The organism is Colidextribacter sp. OB.20 (assembly GCF_009911595.1).
GTDB lineage: Bacteria > Bacillota > Clostridia > Oscillospirales > Oscillospiraceae > Lawsonibacter.
Genome location: NZ_QWKG01000078.1, coordinates 1 through 20,293, shown reverse-complemented (window position 1 = coordinate 20,293; position 20,293 = coordinate 1). Strand labels below are relative to the sequence as shown.

Annotated in this window: 17 protein-coding genes, 6 tRNA genes, 1 rRNA gene and 2 pseudogenes; 10 read left to right on the top strand and 16 right to left on the bottom strand. The window is 50.6% G+C overall.

Annotated elements, in window-relative coordinates; genetic code table 11:
* The 3 genes from D1641_RS16465 to D1641_RS16455 form a co-directional block, all read left to right on the top strand.
* A partial coding sequence (locus D1641_RS16465; RefSeq protein ID WP_207708644.1) for an S-layer homology domain-containing protein occupies nt 1-2,121 on the top strand: 2,121 nt, incomplete at its 5' end.
* A 686-nt stretch (nt 2,122-2,807) separates the two neighbouring features.
* Nucleotides 2,808-3,020, top strand: a complete 213-nt coding sequence (locus tag D1641_RS16460; protein ID WP_160667633.1) for a helix-turn-helix domain-containing protein — start codon at nt 2,808-2,810, stop codon at nt 3,018-3,020.
* Nucleotides 3,017-3,451, top strand: a complete 435-nt coding sequence (locus D1641_RS16455) for a helix-turn-helix domain-containing protein (protein ID WP_160667631.1) — start codon at nt 3,017-3,019, stop codon at nt 3,449-3,451. Before D1641_RS16460 ends, D1641_RS16455 begins: the two co-directional genes overlap by 4 nt.
* Nucleotides 3,452-3,736: 285 nt before the next feature.
* On the opposite strand, the gene D1641_RS16450 is transcribed toward D1641_RS16455, so the two are convergent.
* A complete protein-coding gene (locus tag D1641_RS16450; RefSeq protein ID WP_160667629.1) occupies nt 3,737-4,921 on the bottom strand; it encodes an IS110 family transposase in 1,185 nt (394 codons plus the stop codon).
* 698 nt (nt 4,922-5,619) lie between these two features.
* Nucleotides 5,620-6,231 carry a Fic family protein gene (locus D1641_RS16445; RefSeq protein WP_160667627.1) on the bottom strand — a complete coding sequence of 204 codons (612 nt, stop codon included), beginning with the start codon at nt 6,229-6,231 and terminating at the stop codon, nt 5,620-5,622.
* 430 nt (nt 6,232-6,661) lie between these two features.
* Between D1641_RS16445 and D1641_RS16440 the strand changes: the two genes are divergently transcribed.
* The 3 genes from D1641_RS16440 to D1641_RS16430 are packed head-to-tail and all read left to right on the top strand — an operon-like array spanning nt 6,662 to nt 9,546.
* Nucleotides 6,662-6,958, top strand: coding sequence for a DUF6809 family protein (locus D1641_RS16440; RefSeq protein ID WP_160667625.1), 297 nt, complete (start codon nt 6,662-6,664; stop codon nt 6,956-6,958).
* A gap of 3 nt (nt 6,959-6,961) precedes the next feature.
* The gene (locus tag D1641_RS16435) at nt 6,962-8,167 is read left to right on the top strand and encodes a site-specific integrase (RefSeq protein WP_160667623.1); all 1,206 of its coding nucleotides are present in this window, start codon (nt 6,962-6,964) and stop codon (nt 8,165-8,167) included.
* Nucleotides 8,125-9,546, top strand: a complete 1,422-nt coding sequence (locus tag D1641_RS16430; protein ID WP_160667621.1) for a site-specific integrase — start codon at nt 8,125-8,127, stop codon at nt 9,544-9,546. Before D1641_RS16435 ends, D1641_RS16430 begins: the two co-directional genes overlap by 43 nt.
* Before the next feature lie 352 nt (nt 9,547-9,898).
* Here the strand turns inward: D1641_RS16430 and D1641_RS16425 are convergent, their stop codons facing one another.
* Together D1641_RS16425 and D1641_RS16420 are read right to left on the bottom strand one after the other, a co-directional pair.
* Entirely contained in the window at nt 9,899-10,141 is a 243-nt protein-coding gene (locus D1641_RS16425; RefSeq protein ID WP_023347590.1) for a hypothetical protein, read from the bottom strand.
* Between the two features lie 16 nt (nt 10,142-10,157).
* Nucleotides 10,158-10,670 (bottom strand): hypothetical protein, encoded by a 513-nt coding sequence (locus D1641_RS16420; protein WP_023347591.1) that lies wholly within the window; start codon nt 10,668-10,670, stop codon nt 10,158-10,160.
* A 232-nt stretch (nt 10,671-10,902) separates the two neighbouring features.
* Here D1641_RS16420 and D1641_RS16415 point away from each other — a divergent pair, with 232 nt between their 5' ends.
* On the top strand, nt 10,903-11,676 hold the full coding sequence (locus D1641_RS16415; protein ID WP_160667618.1) for a CAP domain-containing protein: 774 nt from the start codon (nt 10,903-10,905) through the stop codon (nt 11,674-11,676).
* Between the two features lie 160 nt (nt 11,677-11,836).
* Here D1641_RS16415 and D1641_RS19565 read toward each other — a convergent pair whose 3' ends face one another.
* From D1641_RS19565 to D1641_RS16405, 3 genes are all read right to left on the bottom strand, one after another.
* Complete coding sequence (locus tag D1641_RS19565; protein WP_243149435.1) at nt 11,837-12,091, bottom strand: transposase; 255 nt, start codon at nt 12,089-12,091, stop codon at nt 11,837-11,839.
* 85 nt (nt 12,092-12,176) lie between these two features.
* Entirely contained in the window at nt 12,177-12,584 is a 408-nt protein-coding gene (locus D1641_RS19560; RefSeq protein WP_243149434.1) for a transposase, read from the bottom strand.
* Between the two features lie 188 nt (nt 12,585-12,772).
* Nucleotides 12,773-14,215 carry a VanZ family protein gene (locus tag D1641_RS16405; protein WP_160667616.1) on the bottom strand — a complete coding sequence of 481 codons (1,443 nt, stop codon included), beginning with the start codon at nt 14,213-14,215 and terminating at the stop codon, nt 12,773-12,775.
* 369 nt (nt 14,216-14,584) lie between these two features.
* Between D1641_RS16405 and D1641_RS16400 the strand changes: the two are divergent.
* The 3 genes and pseudogenes from D1641_RS16400 to D1641_RS16385 all read left to right on the top strand — a co-directional run.
* Nucleotides 14,585-14,695 (top strand): annotated as a pseudogene (locus D1641_RS16400) (DNA-binding protein); the annotation flags it as partial.
* A 203-nt stretch (nt 14,696-14,898) separates the two neighbouring features.
* Nucleotides 14,899-15,333, top strand: a pseudogene (locus tag D1641_RS16390) (helix-turn-helix domain-containing protein).
* A gap of 724 nt (nt 15,334-16,057) precedes the next feature.
* Nucleotides 16,058-17,212 (top strand): site-specific integrase, encoded by a 1,155-nt coding sequence (locus D1641_RS16385; protein ID WP_160667614.1) that lies wholly within the window; start codon nt 16,058-16,060, stop codon nt 17,210-17,212.
* Between the two features lie 136 nt (nt 17,213-17,348).
* On the opposite strand, the gene D1641_RS16380 is transcribed toward D1641_RS16385, so the two are convergent.
* The 9 genes from D1641_RS16380 to D1641_RS16340 all read right to left on the bottom strand — a co-directional run bounded on the left by D1641_RS16380 (nt 17,349) and on the right by D1641_RS16340 (nt 20,291).
* Nucleotides 17,349-18,389, bottom strand: coding sequence for a DUF262 domain-containing protein (locus D1641_RS16380; protein ID WP_160667612.1), 1,041 nt, complete (start codon nt 18,387-18,389; stop codon nt 17,349-17,351).
* An 8-nt stretch (nt 18,390-18,397) separates the two neighbouring features.
* Nucleotides 18,398-19,147 (bottom strand): FRG domain-containing protein, encoded by a 750-nt coding sequence (locus tag D1641_RS16375; protein WP_160667610.1) that lies wholly within the window; start codon nt 19,145-19,147, stop codon nt 18,398-18,400.
* Between the two features lie 297 nt (nt 19,148-19,444).
* Nucleotides 19,445-19,520, bottom strand: a tRNA-Thr gene (locus D1641_RS16370).
* Nucleotides 19,521-19,525: 5 nt separating this feature from the next.
* Nucleotides 19,526-19,602: transfer RNA gene (locus tag D1641_RS16365), tRNA-Asp, on the bottom strand.
* 35 nt (nt 19,603-19,637) lie between these two features.
* A tRNA-Trp gene (locus D1641_RS16360) sits at nt 19,638-19,713 on the bottom strand.
* A 17-nt stretch (nt 19,714-19,730) separates the two neighbouring features.
* Nucleotides 19,731-19,807: transfer RNA gene (locus D1641_RS16355), tRNA-Ile, on the bottom strand.
* 62 nt (nt 19,808-19,869) lie between these two features.
* Nucleotides 19,870-19,945: transfer RNA gene (locus D1641_RS16350), tRNA-Asn, on the bottom strand.
* A 39-nt stretch (nt 19,946-19,984) separates the two neighbouring features.
* Nucleotides 19,985-20,100: ribosomal RNA gene (gene rrf / locus D1641_RS16345) — 5S ribosomal RNA — on the bottom strand.
* Between the two features lie 116 nt (nt 20,101-20,216).
* Nucleotides 20,217-20,291: transfer RNA gene (locus D1641_RS16340), tRNA-Glu, on the bottom strand.
* Nucleotides 20,292-20,293: the final 2 nt, after the last annotated feature.

Genomic DNA, 20,293 nt, shown 5'->3' with positions numbered 1-20,293 from the left:
GAACCGCCAGACTACATAAAACGTCTGGCGGTTCCGCATTTGACGCTTACTAAAAATCTGTATTGTTGGACAAATGGCAACGAATCTTTGTTGTCCCAGGGAGTACAAGGAAAAATTACCTATGGCACACTTCCTGGTCAAACCAAAAGTGACTTCATGTGGAACAGCGAAAACTCCATACAGACTGCTGGAGGGATATCTGTCGAAGCGGGAGGCATTACTTCCGAGTATGCTGTAACCGATGGCAGAATCTATTACAGTGCCTCCGATGGGAATGGCGCACATTTGACAACTGTGATTTATGACAACGGTACATGGAGTCCTCCTGTGACCATGACTGATGGTGATCGTTACTTAGAAAATCTTTCTGTAGTACAGTGGAATGGCAATGACTATGTTTTAGGAATGGATACCCTGCCAACCATTACAACCAGCGATGTGAAAGATGCCAAAAATCTTGTCTGGTCACAGGTCATGCCAGTCAGCAATTTGCGTTTGGATGGGATTGATTACGACGCTGAAGGAGTTGTAGCGGGAGAGCCTGTTCCAGTAACTCTATCTGTCACTAATACTGGCGACCATACAATAACCAGCATTGATGTCAACCAGAACGGACAAGTCTCCACAAAAACCTGCACACTAAGACCAGGTGAAAGTACAGAATTTGTAATGTCTGTTGATTGCCCCGCAACATTAACGGAGTATGTATTTTCTGTTTGCGAAACTGGTACGACAGATTTTTCGCCGCAAGATAATACTAATAGTGTCGGTATTGGCTATGCCGATCTGTCCGTGGAGCTAGTTGACCAGCGGATCGGCACCCAGTGTTCCCTGTTGGCCTATGTATCCAATCAAGGGGTAACTCCGGCTTCCGGGACGCTGAATTTTAGCGATGAGTCTGGCGCAAAACTTGGCGCACAAAGATTTGAAAATTTGGAACCAGGTAGTGTTGTCGTTATAACTTACCCAGTGCAGAGTCTGAGGGAGTATACTGCCACAATTCAATGTGATGAAGATGACCTATATACCTACAATAATTTGGCTACAATAAACAACGGAGAACCGTCCTCCGAAGAACAATCAGGTTATACTATTACTTTTGATTCTGCTGGTGGAACGCCAAGCACAACCAGCCTGATTACTGGAGCTGATGGAAAATTAAGCAGCATACCTACCGCTACACGCACAAACTACAATTTCGATGGTTGGTATACACTTGATGGAACACGGGTAACAACAGACACCGTATTTGAGTCAAATAGCACTGTTTATGCACATTGGACTTATTCTGGTGGTAGTTCTGGCGGGGGAAGCAGTACAACGAGTGGTGGGAGTTCTGACTATTCCATCTCCACATCCAATACCATCGGCGGGAAAATCCAAGTCCGTCCCACCAGCGCCGACAAGGGCTCCAAGGTGACAATCACTGTTACTCCAAACAGCGGCTATGAGTTGGACACCCTGACTGTCAAGGACAGCAGAGGGAATTCCATTAATCTCACGGACGAAGGTAGCGGGAAATATTCCTTTATCATGCCCGCTTCCAGGGTAACGGTAGATGCGACATTTAAGCACATTGCCATGAACAACACTCACTTTACAGACGTGCCTTCCAGTGCATACTACTATGACGCCGTGACTTGGGCTTTGGAGCAAGGCATCACTGCAGGAACCAGCGCAACCACATTCAGCCCCAACTCCTCCTGCACTCGTGCGCAGACTGTGACCTTCCTATGGCGGGCCGCTGGCTCTCCGGCCCCGCAGGGCAGCGCAAATCCCTTTACGGACGTTCAGCCTGGCGCCTACTACTACGATGCGGTCCTGTGGGCTGTGGAGCAGAGCATCACTGCGGGAACCAGCGCAACTACGTTCAGCCCGGATACCACCGTGACCCGTGGGCAAACTGTGACCTTCCTATATCGTGCAGCTGGTTCCCCGGCGATAGGCGGCAATAATCCGTTTGGGGATGTGACCTCTAATGCCTACTATGCCAATGCGGTCCAGTGGGCTGCGAACAAGGGCGTGACCGCTGGCACCAGTGCCACGACTTTTAGCCCGGATAGTAATTGCACTCGCGCACAAATTGTAACTTTCTTGTACCGAGATCGGACAGGGCAATAACTCCTACTGTCAAATATCCGCACACGATAAACAGCCAACCGGCAGACCGTGATCACAATCTGCCGGTTGGCTTTCAAAAACTGCATCACCTGTACCAATAATCCGGGCACACACGATGATCTGTCTCTGTAAGCACGAGGATATCTGACCGAATTTGTTCACAGGCAAGCAAAATCTGCTCCAGCGATTTTTTGTGCTTCAGCTGTTCGATGTTCCAAGTGGCAATTCTCAACTCGTATTCCCTCCCGTGTCTGGTTACACGATGCGGCTCGTCTGTCAATATTTTATACGATTTCAAATGAACATCAAGGCCGCTCGTGCAGTCAGAGACAAGGAACTCGCTCCAGTGGACAATGACTAATTTTTTTAGCATTCCCATTTCTTAAAATTTTTATACACACCCTCTTGACAAAGGCCGTCTAATCGAGTATCCTGTAAGCAGAACATATATTCGAGCACAACAACTGAACAAATTGCCTCGCTCTACTTCCGACTTACATATCCGAGGCTGTGCAAGACCTCGCGGTACAATATTCTGTACCGCTGGTTGTTTTGTCAGCAGGGATGTGTAGGTCTTTTTATTTTCTCTGGTATGCCGGGAACAGCGTGGATGGCTATCACACTCTGTCCTGTACCCCTATGCAGAGAGGAAAATCACCACGACTAATAAGGAGAACAAGTACAGTATGAAAGAATCCAACTACAAGAGCTACGACGAGCTGCCGCTGTTCCTGAACGCGGCAACGGTAGTAAGGGTACTGGGCATCTCGCCGTCCAGCGGGTACGAACTGATGCACGAACCGGATTTCCCTGTTCTGAAAATCGGAAGCCGGATGGTTGTGCCCAAGGAGAAATTTGTGGAGTGGGTGTCTCAGCACACCCAAGGAGGTGCAGATTGAAGTACACACAGTGGCCCAAGCGTGATCCGATCAAGAACTACTTCCAGCTGCCCAACGAGATATTCCTGCTGAGCCTGTCACCCGGTGCGCTGGCCGTCTACTCCTGCCTGCTCTGCTGTGAGAACAGGAGTACCTATCAGTGCTGGCCCAGCTACAAGACCATCGGCAGAGCGGTGAGGATGAGCGCCAACACTGTCCGCAAGTATGTGTGTGAGCTGGAGGAGCGGCAACTCATCAGTACAGAGAGCACGACAGTCACTACCAGGGACGGTATGAAGCGCAACGGCAACCTGCTCTACACCATCCGCCCGATCCAACTGGCGCTCGACCAGTTCTACGAACAGCAACTGGCGCAGATAGATGTGGCGGCTGAACGTCAGCGAGTCGCAAAGGCACTCGCTCTCCACAGCAACAGTGCGCACTCAGCGTGACAGCCTGTGCGCCGCTGTGTGGCCTCGCTGGTGTCCGGAGGGTAACAAGTCGCCTTACACCGCAGACGCAGCCGTGTCAAAAGCCGTGTGCCCGGTGTGCGCCATCCAGTGAATTCAGCACCAGCGAAAGTGGCAGGTGAACCGGGGGGGCGAAAAATGTGCAGCCGGCTAAGGATTTGTCAAGTATAAAAATTCAGAAAGAGTTGAATAGACCAGAGAGTAAAGAGGGTACAGGAAACCAGGCCCACCATAGTGGACCAGATGAGTTGTATGGAAAGTGGACTGCTAAGCGGCAGGCAAAACTGGTTCGTAGAGTTTGTTGTCTCTCATGACCGCAAAAATGACGGACGTCATCTTCTTGGACACATGGCCGATGATATTCATGTAGCGCAGCCCCTCCGCCGATTTCTTTTCGTAATAGACCTTGAACATCGGATCGAACTGTACCGCAATGGCGCCAGCCATCCAGATGGCCCGGCGCAGATATGGCGAACCACGTTTGGACATATGGACGGCACTGGATTTTTTGTCTCCGGACTGTTTCACTTTTGGATTCAGCCCCGCATAGGCCGCCAGCTTATCCGCCGAGGCAAAACAGGAGATGTCCCGAATCTCGCTGAGGATGACAGCGCCCAGCACAGGGCCAATGCCGGTGATGGAGGTGAGAGTGGAGTCAAACTGGGAGAACAGTTCCGTAATTCTTTTCTCCAATACGGCGGCCGCATCCTGAAGAGACTGGAACTGATCCAGGTACAGCAGGAGCAGTGCGGAGTAAGCGCCCTCGCAGTCCGGGATACCGAAACTGTCCCTGGCAAGCTCCTTGAGCTGTCTGGCTTTCCACTCCCCGAAACGACCGTTGCTTGCGGTCTGGAGCACCTCGGTCAACTTTCCGGTCTGCGCCCTGGACAGTTTCTCCGGCGTAGGATACTGGCGTAAAACGGCAAGGGCAGTTTTCCCGAAGATCGTACTGAACTGGCTTTCAAACTCAGGGAATACCTGATCCAAAAGAGCGGTGATCTTCCGTTTGAGATCGCTGCCCATATCAATGAGGTAAAAACGGTTTCGGCAGAGCTCCCGCAGCGCCAGCAGCTTCTCCTGCGGTACGCTGCTGGCCCTGTACCGGCCAAAGCGGATGGTCTCCGCAATGACCAGGGTGTCGATCTCGTCCGTCTTATTTTCTTCCATCAGCATCTCACGCATGGCATCCGTCTGGATGGGATTGAGTACCACCACCTGGTATCCCTCTTTCCGCAGACGGGTGTAGAGGGCCAGCCAGTAGTGGGCCGTGGATTCCATGGCGAAGAGAAATTCGCTCTTGCGGTTTGTGAGTTTCCTCAGCCGCTCCAGCAGTGCGTTGCAGCCTGAGCAGCTGTTACGGATGGAGAAAGGCTTATACACTGTCCGCCCCTCTGAGTCAATGACGCGGACCATGTGACTGCGCTTGGCGATGTCGATTCCAACGATAAACATAGCAAACACCATCCTGATAAAATTTACAGACAGTCCTCGCGCTCTTATGAGTCACATCCTGCTTCGAGATGAGCGGAGAGCTGCCGCTCCCGCATCCGGCTCAACAATGAACCCTCATAAGATAGAGGTCCCATGCTGCACAAGCGGACGAACGCCGCAGGGATAAAAGAAGGGAACCTCTGCCTGCGGGGAAAGTATATCACCGCCGTACCCGGCGAGGATACCGAAACTGTTGAATCAGCCGGTGCATAGCCGGTGGGTAATCTTCCGCTGAACCCATCGGTCGAAATTATAGCAGGATAAAGGCCGGGGGTCGCTTTGGCGCCCTCGGCCAACGGACACCGCCCCGCAGAGCGGGTCGGGGATTTTCCATAGGTGGTCGGAATTTTCACTTTTTGCTGTGGCAGGTGGCCGGTATCAGGAAATCCAGAGAGAAAACCGCAGTGTTTTGCCATTCCACAAGGTGGCTGTCGCAGGTGGTTTTCAGAGATTTTGCGGGAATCAGTGCGGGGATCATTTTTCACCCCCTGGGGTCAAGTCGGGGGTCAATTTTTCCTCTGCCCTTACAGCCGCCGTAATACTGGCGGGTCAAGGCGGGGATAAGTGCAAGGATCTGCGCCAACAGCAAGTGGATACCTCAGAGGTCAAAAATGCTGAGCAGCAAGCTGCCGCCCAGCATAAAGTCAAAACCAGCATCGTCAGGTCATCCGCATCCCTATCTGTGGCCACTCAATCGTCTGCTCAAAAAAGTCAACCAGCTGATCCATAACGCCCTGCGCCGCATAGATCGTAGCGATCATGAACGCATCCGGGTCTACAGAACTCAAGTCAAGATCGTACCCAAGGCTGCGAATCCACTGCGTAAAAAAGACACGCTGTGCTCTGCCGTTGCCTTCCCGAAATGGATGCAGCATATTGACTGTGTGATAAAAGTCCGCTACCTCCTCCGCCAGCTCACGATGGGACAAGCGTTCACCGCTGAAACCAGCCAGGCGCTTGAAACACACATCGGCACACGGTTCGATTTCTATAGCAGGAACAAAAGTGGTTCCCTTCTTGGAGATATTGATGGTGCGTATTTGTCCGGCCCAGTCATAGAGATCACAGAACAGGAATTGGTGGATGCGTTTGTAGTGGTCAAAGTCAAAGCCGCCGGCAATCGGCTGCTGATCCAGCAAACTGGCTTTTCCTAAAACGACAGCCGCCTCTGTTTCTGCCAGCGCCACCTCGTCCCGGATGCCCAGTTTGTTGATCAGGCAAGTCGTTCCCGGATAGCAACCGTCTGTTGTGGAATCCATGCTGTAGGCCATGTCAGCACTCTCCTCTGCCGGAAGTAACGTGAACCAGGTACTGCTCCAACGTAATTTCGCCAGCGAGCAATTTCCGACACAGTTCTTTACAGACTTCTGTAACAGAAAGTCCCTCCATCCGCAGAGAAACCTCCGCAGCCTCAATAGAGCGCTCAATAGAATGTGGCATGAATCACACCTCCACTTAATCAGGAGTTATTATATGCATTGTAGCATAAAGGATAAACGGTTGCAAACTGAAAATCACCTCTGTCCCTATCAAAATCTGCGCCGCAAAACAAAGAATAAAAGCCTTCATCGATTGTACCAGTGTCTCCAATGAAAAACCATCAACCTCAAAATGATAAATTTCTGATAACTCCGCTCAACAGGGATAGCTATTTAAGTGCGGTTAGGGTATTGTGTGTTGCTGATAAGGAGGTTGGTTGAAATGAGAAAAACTCTGGAGGATCTCTACTATGGCAACATCACACCCAACGAACAGCGGATGACCCCTGGCTCAGAGATGGCAAAGGCGGTAGCTCGTGTCGCCAGCTGCGAAAAACATCTCATGGAACAGCTCGGTGAAACTGAGCAAGCGATTCTCACAAAGCTCATCCGGTCACAGCATGAGATCAACAGCATCACAGCGGTCGAGAATTTCATCCTGGGCATTCGACTCGGCGTCAGGCTGATGGCGGAGTGCATGGATGACAACGACAGCAATATCAGAACTGGAGGTGAATAACAGATGGCAAAGCGCAGACCGTCCGGCGACGGCATGGTGAGGAAACGGGAAGATGGACGCTGGGAAGGCCGCATCGTGGTGGGCCACAAGGAAAACGGTAGCTCCATCTTCCGCTATATCTACGCTGATAATCAGAAAGAGCTGACTGCAAAGCTCCGTCAGAACATCGACGCCTACCAGGGAATCGACCTGACGGATCAGAGCCGGATGACTCTCTCCGAATGGCTGGATATTTGGTTGGAGCAGATGACAGTCACGCTTCGGCCCAGCACGTTAAACCATTATCGCAGAGATATGGAACATCATGTAAAGCCCCGCCTGGGAGCAAAACCGCTTACTCAGTTGACCGCAACTGACCTACGGAAGCTATACGATACTCTGAAGCGAAATGGCAGAGTGAAGCCTCGACCCGGCCAAGACCGAGGGCTGTCCAGCACTACCGTCCACAGCATCCACACCACGCTCCACCACGCACTCAAAACAGCAAGAGATCAAGGGCTCATCCCCATCAACCCGGCCGACGAAGTGGACCCACCCAAGGCGATCCATCAGCCAATGAAAATTTTGAATGAGGAACAGCTGGATACCTTTATGGATGTGATTCGGAGAGACGCAACCTGGTATGACTTCTTCTACACCGAACTGACCACCGGTCTGCGCAGAGGAGAGATCTGCGGACTCATGTGGAGCGACTTCGATGAGCGTGACGACGCTCTGAAAATCAACCGCACCCTTCACAGGGAAAAAGGCGGCAGGTTAGTGGCAGGAGATACCAAGACCTACGCCGGCACACGGAAGATCGTCCTGCCGCCCAGCACAGTGGTACTGCTGCGAGAGCGAAAGTATAAATCTTTCTCTCCCTGGATCTTTCACGATCCACTTCGTCCAGAGGCTCCTATGAATCCCGACAGTGCCTACCGACAGCTGAAGAAATTTCTGGCGGAGGCTGGACTGCCAAATATCCGCTTCCACGACCTCAGACACACATTCTCAACTCATGCGCTGTCCAGCGGCGTGGACGCCAAAACCCTGGCTGGAATCCTGGGCCACACCAAAGCGTCCTTCACTCTGGATACCTATACCCACACCACCGGCGATATGCAGAAGCGTGCCGCTGACATTGTCGGCGGCTTTCTGACTGATTACCTTGGAGAGGAGATGAAACCGTGGCAAAGCGCAGAAAGCGGGGAGACGGCGGCGTCAGCCTGAGAAAAGACGGCCGCTGGGAGGGGAGGGTAGTTGTCGGCTACGATGATAAAGGTCTCCCTGTCACCAAGAATGTTCTGGCAAAGACCAAATCAGAGTGCGTGGCAAAGCTCAAGACGCTGAAAAAATCCATCAAGGCTCCTGCTCCTGAACAGCCCAAGCCCGGAATCCTATTGGGGGACTGGCTGGATATCTGGTATCAGAGCTACAAAAAATCCAATCTCCGGCCCAACACCCAGATGTCTTATGAGCGCCGCATCTACCAGCACATCGTTCCTGCCTTGGGCAGCATTCAGATGGACAAGTTGACCACCAACGACATCCAACAATTCTACGCCAAGCTCAAGCAAAACGGCAGACTGCTTCGAACTGAGTTATATGGTGAAGGCCTGTCCGACCAGACTGTTCGGGGCGTCCACACCACCCTCCATTCCGCACTGGACAAGGCTGTCTCTGAAAAGCTCCTATTCCGCAATCCAGCCGACGGCTGCCGCCTCCCCTCTGCAAAAAACAGAGAGATGCAGGTGCTGATCCCGGAAGAGATCCAGCGCCTGCTGATTCAAGCAAAGGAGGACGGCTGCTATGAGCTGCTCTTACTAGAACTCTCCACTGGCCTGCGGCGGGGCGAGATATGCGCCCTCCAATGGGATGACCTCAACTTTCGCACTGGGGAACTTCGAGTGCAGCGGCAGGTCCATCGGGTCAAAGGCAAGCTTGTGACCTCTCCACCCAAAACCAAAGCCGGTAACCGCAGCGTAATCCTCCCTGTGCCTGTTCTGGGTGTCCTCAAGACCTACAAAGAAACCGTGAACTCCCGGTGGATGTTTCCTTCCCCGGTCAGCGAGGACTCCCCCAGAGACCCGGCTGCAGTTCGCAAAAGACTGCAAACCATTCTCGTAAGGGCCGAGTGTAAAAAGATTAGATTTCATGACCTCAGACACACATTTTCTACCGCTGCCTTGGAACATGGGATGGATGTTAAGACCCTGTCCACCATCATAGGTCACGTCTCCAGCAGCACCACGCTGAATATTTACGCCCACGTCACTGATGAAATGCGCAGGACAGCGGCAGTGAAAATCGACCAAGGCATCGGCAACGCTAAGCCACAAGCAGAATATCCGTCAGCACCTCAGAAACCTGCTCCCAGCACATTTCAAGCTCATAAAGGACAGCGGCGTAAAGCGGGGACCGGGTGCGTCACGCAGATCAACGAAAAACTCTGGGAAGGGCGCTACTCTCCTATCTGGCCGGACGGCCAAAAGCACCCCCGGAACATCTACGCTCACAGTGAGCAAGAGTGTGAAAAGTTGCTGGCAAAGATGATAGCAGAAATGAAAACGGAAATCGCCGCTGAAAGGGAGCGTCTGAAAGCAGGCTGACAAAAATCTACGGCTCAACGAGTGGGATATCCCCTCGGTGAGCCGTTTTTCTCTGTCTGTGGCTATTTGTGTGGTCAAGTCTGAATCTCGAATTTTAAATCAGCGGGAAAAGTGCTGAAATACAAGAAAAATCCAGCCTTTCCCGCAAGAAAAGCTGGACTTTATGGAGCTGCTACCCAGATTTGAACTGGGGACCTCATCCTTACCAAGTGATTGGAAACCTCGGGAGTGCCGCTGTTCAGCACTTTCGGGGCATTTTTGTTGCGGAGGCGCATGGTCTTTGGCACTTTCCCGTCCATTGTCTCCGTCCGCTTTTTTCCGCGTGTGGGTCACGGTGTGGGTCAAACCCAAATCATGAAGCAAAGGCGGGACGCACCTCAGAGAGCGGAAGTCCCAACTTGATTGCCCGCTCCCGCTCATAGGTGACTCTGGTGATCTCCTCAATAAACCGCCGCTCTTTTTCGTCCGCGCTGGCCCATCTCACAGCATACTTCCTGCACATCTGGAAAAAAATCTCGTAAAACCGATCTTCCTCCGCATCTCTGCGGCAATACCACGCCGCATCAGATACGGGGTTTTCTTTTCTGTGTTCCATCCAAGCACCTCCTGAGTCAAGCAAGGTATGTGAAAAAGATCCGTTTCGCCGCCTCGTCCGCTATCAAATACCTTGGGGCGGAAGAAGCAAACATCGGAAGTCTTACCGCTCCAAAATCCCGCTCATAATGCCGGGCCAGTTCACCCGTCTTCGCCTCCAGCACAACGTCCCCGGCGAAGCCGTTGTCAATGGACAGCTTGATACCGTAGGCAATCATCAGCCGCCCGATTCCAGCGTACTTCGGCCTCCCGCCGTCCATCGTCGGATTCGAGCCCGGCTGGGCCTCCATATAGGCGATATGAACCACAAGCGAATGCTCCAGAATTTCGTATGCCCCCAGTGCAATCAACTCATTGCCCGCTTTCGCCGCATATTTCTCAAAACGGTCATCAGCCAAATATTCGCTGGTCCATGAAGTCTGCCAAGTCGGCGGAGAATCCGTTGACTCGGCATCCTCCTGTGTCATCGGTTCAATAGAAACTGGAACCCGCTGATGTTCTCCGTCCAGTACAAACGGCTCAAACCGCACCGCTATCACCTCTTTACAGGTAACAGTTTACCATATAGGAGCACAAAATACAAGTCCGCCACCCATACAGAATTTGCTACGCTGTAAACAATATAGGGGGCTGCAGCTGCTGTGCAGTTCGCTTGCTTTTCACCTCTGTATTTCTCCGTTTATCCCTATCGACTTTCGTCTCCTATTTCGGTATTGTGCTACTTGCGAAACCCCACAAAATACTGAATCAGGAGGAAAGAGTATGACCAGCATGAAAAAACGCATTACCGCCGCACTGACGGCAACCATCCTTGCAACCGTCCTCACCGTCTCTGCTATAGCAGCAGAGGCCCCGTCCATCCGGGTGAGCAGCTACAAGGGCAGCACCCTGGAGGTGGGAGAGCGAAGCGGACTCATCATCGGCCCCAGCGGTGCGGACTACACCGTCACCTCCAGCGACCCAGACACGGTGGCGGTGGAGCAGGTGCTGACCTTCTGGGTCGCCGTCGCCAAGACGGTGGGGACGGCGGAGATCACCGCTTCCAACAGCGCCGGGGAGCATGGGAGCATGACGCTGACGGTCGGCTCCACTACCCCCGCCGCGCCGGAAGCCCCCGCCAGCGGGGACAGCGCCGGCCTGACGGACAACCTGGAGATACGGCAGGAGATGATCCGCCTCATCAACCAGACCCGCAAGGCCAACGAGGTGCCGGAACTGCCGGTCAGCGAGGCCCTGATGAACGCCGCCCAAGCCTGCTCCGACCGGCGCTATACCTGGCATCACGCTCCGGAGGAGAGCCAGGCCGCTGCCGAGGCCGGATATCCCTACGGCTTCGGTGACAACCTCACTGTGTTCACCGGCACAGCCGACGCTGCCCAACGCGCCGTCGACAACTGGATCCACTCCCCCGGTCATTTCGAGACCATGATCAACCCCAGATGCGACTGTATCGGCGTGGGCGTGACCCAGTACGACGGTATCACCTACTGCTACATGTTCGTTGGAATACCCAACAGCATCAATTTCTATGCGTAAGCGAATAGTCCTCAAGGAGGGCCGTCCAGAAAACTGGACGGCCCTCTCTCGTGGTGGCAAAAACAGAGCACAGATTTACTGCTCAGATATTGCGTACCAGAAAACAAAGAATTAAAGCCTTTCATTCGGTGGGTTCTAATAAGGAGTATCTAGGTAGTGTTCACATAAGGGCATCAATAATGAGAGCAAAATAAACAAAAGTTAAAAAGATCAAATCCAATTTGTCATAGCGGGTAAAAATACGACGAAACCGCTTGATACGGCGAAAAAGTCTCTCGACCTGGTTGCGCTGTTTGTACAGTTCTTTATCATAGGCCCAAGGGTCTTTGCGATTGCTTTTTGGCGGAACAATGGGTATATAGCCAAGTTCCACTGCCAAAGCTCTCGTCTCATCCCCTTCGTAGGCCCGATCCATCAAAAGGCAAACCGGATACCAAACTGTCGCAAAAGAGCACGGCCTTCAGGACCATCTCCACAGTTTCCGGCAGACAGTGAACAGATTACCCCATCTCGATCAGATGCGGCGACCATATGAAGTTTGGTGTTCCACCCTCCCCTTGTTCTTCCAACGGCTTGCACTCCGTTTTTTTCAATGCCCCCATTCCGTCAGGATGAACCTTGATGCAAGTGGAATCCAAACTGACTACGTTTACTTGGATTTGAATGACTCCCAGCTGCTGCAAACGCAAAAATGCTTGTTCCAAAACCCCCTTTTTCGCCCAGCGGTTGATCCGGACATAGATCACGTGCCAATCTCCGTATTCTTTGGGCAAGCTCCTCCATTTGCACCCATTTTCCATTACGTACAGCGCCGCGTTCAACACATCCAGATTACTGATTTTTGCTGGTTTCCGCTGTTTCGGAAAGCATTCTGCGATTTGTTCGTATTGTTCTTTTTCTATTTCCATTCTTTTATTATAGCATATCCCTATTTGTGTGAACAGACCCTAAGAACTTCGGACTGGCGGCATGGCCCTTTGGTAAAGAGAAAGCTAATTTTACCGAACTCTTTTGGGAATGCGCCCAACATTGCAAAAGTTTTTCGTAATGTGACTGTTTTCTCCCACGGGTGTCACATTTCCAACTATTGACTCACTCATGACCCGGATAGTGCAGGAACAAAGGTAGTCCAGCCGTTGCCGCTGCGCAGCTCTGCATCCCGGTCATCCGAGAGGGTAAAGACATAGACCGGCTGACGGAACCCCTTGCTGTCGGCCATGTATTCCAGAGCGCAGGCGGTAACCCGCACCTGATTGGGCTTCAGGTAATTGAACATCGGCACGTCCTGCCAGGAGAACCGGCCCGCACAAAGAAGGTCATATGCCTCTTGGGAAGATATTACAGTGGCATTCCCGTGAAGGGTGCTGACAGAGAGGGCGTTGTCCACCTCATAGAGAATACCACCCTCCGCGATGTGGCAAATCAACTCACCAGCAGTCAGTACACCATCTTCCACCACACATTCTGCCCGGAACGCATACTCGCCCCTTTCCTCGTCCACAGTAACAAATTGGGCTGCGTCAGGTACATCAATGCCCAACGTCCCCAGGGCGGTACGGAGTTCATCTTCTGTAATTCTTCCGCCTTTGTTACTGTAACGCAAGTCGCTATCCACCCGATAATCTGTGTACTCGTAAGAGCGGTCATTGTGATTTATGATCAGGTTATATGTGCGATGGTCAGAGTAGAATGTGCTGTTGTCATAGTAATTTACATCGGGGCTACCAAAATTGATTTCTGCGCCCTGCCGCCCAAGGAAGTCCACGGCAAAAGCATCACAACTTTCCGAGGTAAAGGGTTCCGTCCAATATACCCCGGATGGCCCCGGTTCATCGGATAACGCACATTCCAGTACCCACTCCACTCCTTTGGTGTCGGCAGCATAGATGGGGGCATCCTCCAGATTGCCATAGGGCTGGAAACGGTAGGCAAAGAACACACCCGTCAGGGCCACAATGGACAAGGCCGGGAGTAAGGCATAGGCCCCAGCGGTTTTCCATCGTTTTCCTGACAAGCTGACGAACAACATACACAGGCAGTACCCCAACATAGCTCCCAAGGTATTGCAAATGAGATCGTCCACATCGGCCTGTCCCCGGCCAAGGATGTACTGGGCCACTTCGATAATAAAGGATGTTCCTGCTCCTGCCGCCAGCATCCAGTACCACCGTCGGAAGGGTTTTGCCGCCAAAGGGAGAAACACACCCAGGGGGACAAACATGGCAATGTTCAGCAAAGGATTCAGCCAGACCTGAAGTGTAAAGGCATTCCATGCTTCCCAAAACGCCAAGAATGGATAAAGCTGATACATCTGCATACCGTTTCCAATTCGGTTCATAAACGTGATGGAGACCAGTCCACCCAAGTAGCATAACAGCAACAGAACAGCTACAGCTTGTCCTTTCGGAAACTGTATTCCCTTCTGACGGTATTTCTGGTTCAGCAGGACGAGAAGTACTGCTCCTATTGCCAGGCCAATCAAGGCAGGAGGAATTGCCTGCCGGAACAAATAGAAGATTGTACGGATAAAGTCATGCATAGTAAGTTTTCCTCCTCTTTATCTGAAAACACAGTCAGTATAGCATAACCTGCTGAAATACGGAACTGGAAACAGGATATTTTAAGAAAAGTTTAAAGACTATGAACTGGCCAGAATCGAAAGTACTATGCTCCATCAGACGCTCCTCAATTTTTTGATACAGTCACTCGCCAAACTCAGTTCTGGCGAGTGATTTTTTCTAAAAATTTTTCAGCATACGAAAAATAAACTGTTGGTAAACAATTTGTAAACTCGTTTATAAGGAAGTTCCGTTTCAGCCATCAGAGGTTGTGGTAGAAGAGTGAGGAAGTCAGTGCAGAAAAGCAGAGAAAGAAATCATGTCATAAAGAAATGGAGGTCAAGCGCAACATGAAAGAATCCATCTACAAGGACTACGGCGAGCTGCTACTGTTCCTGAACGCAGCAACAGTGGCAAAGGTGCTGGGCGTCTCACCGTCCAGCGGGTACGAGTTGATGCACATCGTCGTCACAAACTCCGTATCACTCGCCCCACCGCAAGCGGCAGGGCTCGCTCACTCCGTTGCTCCTCCTCTCCCCACACAAACGCTGTGCGTTTGTGCGGGGTCCCCTTTTTTCCCTGTTCTGAAAATCGGCAGCAGGCTCGTAGTACCAAAAGAGAAATTCGTGGAGTGGGTGTCGCAGCACACTCAGAGAGGTGCAGATTGAAATACACACCTTGGCTCAAGCGTGATCCAATCAAGAACTACTTCCAACTGCCCAAGGAGATATTCCTGCTGGGACTGTCGCCCGGTGCGCTGGCCGTCTACTCCTATCTGCTCTGCTGTGAGAATCGAAACACCTACCAGTGCTGACCCAGCTACAAGACCATCGGCAGAGCAGTGAGGATAAGCACCAACACTTCCCGCAAGTATGTGTGCGGGTTGGAGGAGAGGCAGCTCATCAGTACAGAGAGAACGACCGTCACCACGAGAGACGGACTGAAGCGCAACGGCAATCTGCTCTACACCATCCGTCCGATCCAACTGGCCCTTGACCAGTTCTACGACCAACAGCTGGCGCAGATGGATGTGGCAGCTGAGCGCCAGCGAGTCGCAACGGCACTCGCACTCCGCAGTGATAGCGTGCACTCATCGTGACGACCTGTGTGCCGCTGTGTGGCCTCGCTGATGCTCGGAGGGTAACAAGCCGCAGTCCATCGCAGACGCAGCCGTGTCAAAAGTGTGTGGCCGGTGTGCACCATCCGGTGAATTCAGCACAACCGAAAGTGGCAGGTGAACCGGGGGGTCGAAAAAAGTGCAGGATAAAGGCCGGGGGTCGCTTTGGCGCCCTCGGCCAACGGACACCGCCCCGCAGAGCGGGTCGGGGCTTTTCCATAGGTGGTCGGAATTTCAGCTTTTTGCTGTGGCAGGTGGTCGATATCAGAAAATTCAGAGAGAAAACCACAGCGTTTCGCTATTTCGCAAGGTGGCCGTCACAGGTGGTTTTCCGGAATTTCACGGGAGTCAGTGCGGGGGTCATTTTTTACCCCCTGGAGTCAAATCGGGGGTCAGTTTTTCTTCTGCCCTTACAGCCGCCGCAATACTGGCGGGTCAAGGCGGGGGTATTTACAACTTTCAGAAGGAACATCATGCCAAGAGAAAAATCAAGTTTGCGCTGCAAACCTCCCCGAAGGCACATCAACTCGTCGAAGCGATGTGTCCTTGGAACAACTGTCGTCCGCAATCAGAGGGGTGGTCTGTAATCACCCGTACCCTGTTCAAATTCTGCGTTGCAAAACAAAGAATAAAAGTCCTCGAAAAAATCAGTAGCTTTCCTCGCCAAGGTGTGGTATGGTGTGTGGCTACAAGGAGGTGACGACCCATGGCAAAGAAACGAGCAAACGGTGAGGGCAACATCCGCAAGCGGAAGGACGGTCGCTGGGAGGGACGGTACACCGCCGGCTACGATCCCGAGTCCGGCAAGCGGATCATCAAGAATGTGCTGGGTAAGACCCAGGCCGAGGTAAAAGAGAAGCTGGCCCAAGCACAACAGGAGTCCGCTGGACTGGATATGGCCCGCAATGAGGACTACACAGTAGCCACCTGGCTCCGCAGCTGGTACGAGCTCTACGCCAAGCCCAACGTCAGGCCGGCGACCGCAGACCGCTACCACCTGATCATCGAGACTTACACCATCCCCCGCATCGGCAAGATCAAGCTGAAGAAACTGACATCCCGTGACCTGCAAAAACTCTACATGGACCTGATGGAACACGGCAGAGTTAAGAAGCGCAGTGGCAAAGGCAATCCCGGCCTGAGCAGCACCACAGTACGAAGCGTCCACCTCACCCTACACTGTGCATTCGAGAGAGCGGTAAAAGAGCGGCTCATCCCCCGCAATCCGACCGATGACTGCATCGCCCCCAAGGTACAAAAGGTGGAGATGAAGACGCTCCTGCCAGAACACCTCAAGTCCTACCTGGACGCCGCCAGCACCAGAGACGTCTTGCCCATGTTCTACCTGGAGCTGGTCAGTGGGCTGCGCAAGGGCGAGCTGGTGGCGCTCCTCTGGTCTGACCTGGATGCAGAACACAAGACAATCTCCGTCAGCAAGCAGTACGTCCGCAACCCCAGCGGGGAGGTGATGCTCTCCAGGCCGAAGACGGAGACATCCGTCAGGCAGGTATCCATCCCGCAGGATGCAGTGGACTTGCTGATCCAGGAACACAGCAAGCACCCGGACAACCAGTACATGTTCCCCTCACCAGTCACAGGCGAAATGTACCACCCAGACTCCGTGGTAAAACTCCACGAGAAAATCTTGAAAGACGCCAACCTGGAGCACATCCGCTTCCACGACCTGAGACACACATTCGCGACCTTGGCTCTCCAGAACGGCGTGGACGTGAAAACGGTCAGCAGTATGCTGGGGCACTATGATGCGGGCTTCACCCTCCGCACCTACACCCACGCCACCAGGCAGCAACAGAACCGAGCAGCGGAAACTATGGGAAATTTTATGGCACAGGTTATGTAGGGCAGAAAAAGCGGAAAAAAGCCAGGCAAGAAGTTCTGCCTTCCTGCCTGGCACTTTTGACCCATTTTCAGAACAATTATACAGTTCCGTTTACAGAAAACAAAAATATCAAAGCATATATGTATTGTATCCATTGTTACGATTGCATATTAAGGTATGTATCGAACTGCTCAAGCATAATTTCACGGCGCCTTTGAATTGAACTCTTTTTATCGCTTCCTTGTTGTAACAATCGGGAAAACTCAACTAATGTTTGATCGCATTCCTGATTTTGCTTGCTTGCTTGAATTGAGGTTTCACGCATTTCCTCAAATTGTTCTAAAAACGGTCTTAGAAATTCAAGTGAAATCTTGTCTTGAGCTGCATATAAAGTTAGCACTATATTTTTTTTGCTCAAAAGCCTATCTTTAGTATAAAATGCAAATTCGAATTTACTCAATACCTGCTGAACTCTTCTCAATGCCATAGCACAGTTTGTGTTAAAATCCTTTTGTTCTAAAACAAATTTATCAACGGCATTTTTAGTTAGTGTCCATTCTCCCATTTCAATCATTAAAAATTTTAGTGCTAAATCATGATGAATGAATCTTTTATTTGTAATATTGATTTTTTGCTGGAAAAATTTTGAATTCTGGCAAAATATTTGAATCTCATTTGATAATTTTCCTCCAGTAGCGTTTCTTTTTTCTGCTGTATTTACAGTGATTCCGCTATTCAACCTTATAAACATTTCATTAATCATATCAGGTTCTGTTGTATCCATAAACACTATATTTAATTCGTACTGCCAAAAACGAGCAGCGACTGCTGGAGCACAAATTTCAATCTCGCTAAAATATTTTCCTGCAATTTCATCATGATTTTCTTTATTAAAAAAGACAAACGTATCTGAAAGAGGAAACTCATCATTTATAAATCCTAAAATAGCTTCAATCCGTTGTTTTCCATCAATTATAGCATAATTATAAAACTTGCTTTTATTTTCAGATATTGATGGCATAAATTGAAAATAAAACTTTGGAATATCAAAGCCATTTAAAATGCTGTCAGCCAGTAGTTGTTTCTGATCTCTTTTCCAAAGCCTTCCCAACCGCTGATATGACGGGGAAAAATCTATTGTTTCTTGGTAATGATTTAACCACTTTATGGTTTTTGTTTCCTGAAAAATCTTAAACATATTGTTGTTCACCTCGCCATATAGTTTCTTTTTAGTTCCTTTGAAATAGAATCAAGTTCTGGAAATAACGTGCTCTCAGTAATTCCTATATAGTATAGTGCTTCGCTAATAGGTTTAATGTCACTTTCTGGAATGACTATTTTTACCAAAAATTTCTCTGCACTACTTAATGATTCCATCGTAAACGAATCTTTATTAGGAAAAAGCGTAAAGACTCCTCTCTGCGCTATAATTCTATCTGTATTCTGTGGACCAATAATAGCTACAGGGTAATCTTGTCGAGGACTCTCAAACATCGTTTGAAGCTCATTATTATCACAAATATTTGGGATCGGTTCGCTATCATATTCCGGGAAGCGAATATGCGAGTTAAGAAGAATTGGATTTAAGCACCAAACAATTGCATCGTGTCCAGTATGGGAATCATTGTGAAATTGGGTAGCAAATGCAAGCGCAACCATTGCATTCTCAGACCAGTCAAGCAAACGTGTTGGGGTAGCATGATGTTGCATAATAAACAACCATTCAATATTGTTGGATGGTTGTACCTGCAAGAAACGAGCACCACGAGCTTTAAACTGATGGAGAAGAGATATTTCATCTTTCCAAGTATATGGTGTCCGATACACTGTTGGTTGCAATGTGTAAGCATTACTTGCATGACCACGAAACCATAGCTTATCATGTCCAGTTTTAAGACTAATAATTTTTTCAAGGTATTCAGAAATATTATGTACTTTCAACTCAGTAATAGCCATACTATCACCCCGTAAATTACATTGTAGTTTGATAGACCGATTATAACAAATTTCGTCATGAATAACAACTAATATCTAAAATATATCACTCAAACCTGTATGTAACAAGATTGCTATATGACACAAAACGCCAGGTAGGAAGGCGGAACTTCCTGTCTGGCGCTCTCTGTCCCTCTCCGGACATTTCGGCGTGTGGGTCACGGTGTGGGTCAACGAAGAACCGCAAAAATAAACTCACTCAAAAAGTTGTGAAAACAATAAAAATCCCGCCAGAATCGATGGATTCCAGCGGGATTTTGGAGCTGCTACCCAGATTTGAACTGGGGACCTCATCCTTACCAAGGATGCGCTCTACCGACTGAGCTATAGCAGCATAAATGGCGACGCGGAAGGGACTTGAACCCTCGACCTCCGGCGTGACAGGCCGGCGTTCTAACCAACTGAACTACCGCGCCATTTTTTATCGAAACAGAGCATTCTGTAACTAACATGGCAGGGGCAGAAGGAATCGAACCCTCGGCACGCGGTTTTGGAGACCGCTGCTCTACCTGCTGAGCTATACCCCTATATCGCAGATAAAAAGTGGTGGGCCTTCACGGGCTCGAACCGTGGACCGGCCGGTTATGAGCCGGCTGCTCTAACCAACTGAGCTAAAGGCCCATGGCCGTGACACCTTATTGGGAAAGAACGGCTTGCCGTCTATGTTGGCGGCAAGCCGCTTTTGGCGCCACCTGTTGGACTCGAACCAACGACCCTGCGGTTAACAGCCGCATGCTCTACCGACTGAGCTAAGGAGGCATAAGAAAAGGGTCCGGCCCAGCGGGCTGGACCCTTTTGTGTTGGCATTACCTATCTTCCCGGTCCGTCTCCAGACAAGTATTTTCGGCAGAAGCGAGCTTAACTTCCGTGTTCGGAATGGGAACGGGTGGACCCTCGCCCTAATCAACACCAACTGTACTTTCCTCTTGAGAAGAAAGTAAGCAAAGAAAACACTGTCTTCTCTCCTTACCGTCTTCTCGACAGTAAGTATTATAACCGATTTTCTTGAAATGTCAAGAAAAAATTTTAATGGTGACCCGTACGGGAATCGAACCCATGTTTGCGGCGTGAGAGGCCGCCGTCTTAACCGCTTGACCAACGGGCCTT

Excerpts from the sequence above, each read along its gene's own strand:
- D1641_RS16405 (WP_160667616.1), bottom strand. The coding sequence starts at position 14,215 with ATGCATGACTTTATCCGTACAATCTTCTATTTGTTCCGGCAGGCAATT.
- D1641_RS16380 (WP_160667612.1), bottom strand. The coding sequence starts at position 18,389 with ATGTTTAAGATTTTTCAGGAAACAAAAACCATAAAGTGGTTAAATCAT.
- D1641_RS19560 (WP_243149434.1), bottom strand. The coding sequence starts at position 12,584 with ATGGAAATAGAAAAAGAACAATACGAACAAATCGCAGAATGCTTTCCG.
- D1641_RS16450 (WP_160667629.1), bottom strand. The coding sequence starts at position 4,921 with ATGTTTATCGTTGGAATCGACATCGCCAAGCGCAGTCACATGGTCCGC.
- D1641_RS16375 (WP_160667610.1), bottom strand. The coding sequence starts at position 19,147 with ATGGCTATTACTGAGTTGAAAGTACATAATATTTCTGAATACCTTGAA.
- D1641_RS16425 (WP_023347590.1), bottom strand. The coding sequence starts at position 10,141 with ATGGAACACAGAAAAGAAAACCCCGTATCTGATGCGGCGTGGTATTGC.
- D1641_RS16415 (WP_160667618.1), top strand. The coding sequence starts at position 10,903 with ATGACCAGCATGAAAAAACGCATTACCGCCGCACTGACGGCAACCATC.
- D1641_RS16445 (WP_160667627.1), bottom strand. The coding sequence starts at position 6,231 with ATGGCCTACAGCATGGATTCCACAACAGACGGTTGCTATCCGGGAACG.
- D1641_RS19565 (WP_243149435.1), bottom strand. The coding sequence starts at position 12,091 with ATGGATCGGGCCTACGAAGGGGATGAGACGAGAGCTTTGGCAGTGGAA.
- D1641_RS16385 (WP_160667614.1), top strand. The coding sequence starts at position 16,058 with ATGGCAAAGAAACGAGCAAACGGTGAGGGCAACATCCGCAAGCGGAAG.
- D1641_RS16435 (WP_160667623.1), top strand. The coding sequence starts at position 6,962 with ATGGCAAAGCGCAGACCGTCCGGCGACGGCATGGTGAGGAAACGGGAA.
- D1641_RS16440 (WP_160667625.1), top strand. The coding sequence starts at position 6,662 with ATGAGAAAAACTCTGGAGGATCTCTACTATGGCAACATCACACCCAAC.
- D1641_RS16460 (WP_160667633.1), top strand. The coding sequence starts at position 2,808 with ATGAAAGAATCCAACTACAAGAGCTACGACGAGCTGCCGCTGTTCCTG.